Source organism: Acidovorax delafieldii 2AN, assembly GCF_000175235.1.
GTDB classification, from domain to species: Bacteria; Pseudomonadota; Gammaproteobacteria; order Burkholderiales; family Burkholderiaceae_C; genus Acidovorax; species Acidovorax delafieldii_B.
Map to the genome: position 1 here is coordinate 1 of NZ_ACQT01000603.1, position 696 is coordinate 696.

The following is a 696-nucleotide window of genomic DNA, read 5'->3' on the forward strand; positions in this document are numbered from 1 at the left end:
CAGCAGCGGTGCCCGCTGGCCCGGGGGCATGGGTGGCGGGCGGTGCCGGCGAAGGGGGCGGTGGCTCTGCGGCGGCTGCGGGTGTGGATGTGGGGGCTTGCGGGGGCAGTGGAGGCTCTGTGGGCTCGGTCATGCGCGCGATTGTGCGGCAGCGAAACCCGCTGCCCTGTAGGCGGGCACCGCCTCTGGCCGCGTGGCGCGAAGTGCGGTCCAAAAGCAGCCCTGTTCGCGGGTTTGTCCGCAGGGGCTGCGGCTAGCATTGCCCGATGCAAGCCGATACCTGCTGCGCCAAGCGCATCCGCATGACCCCACCGGCCTGGGCGACGTTGCTGTGTGCGGCGGCGCTGGTGGCCGGTTGCTCCGTGCCCGACATTCCCCGTACCGAAAGCCATGCGGCCTCTGCCCAGAAGAAGGCCCAGGCGGTGCACCACTGGGATGTGCTGGCCGACGACGTGGCCGCGCGCATTGCCGACAAGATCAGCGAGTGGCCCGCGGGCGAACACCCGATCCACGTGCCGGTGGCAGACGCTTCGCCGTTCGGCCAGGGCTTTCGCAAGCTCCTCCTCACCCGCCTGCTCGACCGGGGCGTGACCCTGTCTTCCGAGCCCACCCATGTGGCGCTGTTGGTGGACACACAGGTGGTGCAGCACCCCTCATCCGACCCTTTGGCCATGCTGCCGCGCACCCGCCTGGCCG

1 pseudogene is annotated in these 696 nt (G+C 70.8%); it reads left to right on the plus strand.

The features are described from left to right. Positions 1–266: 266 nt before the first annotated feature. Positions 267–696: pseudogene (locus tag ACDELDRAFT_RS23315) on the plus strand (hypothetical protein); the annotation flags it as partial.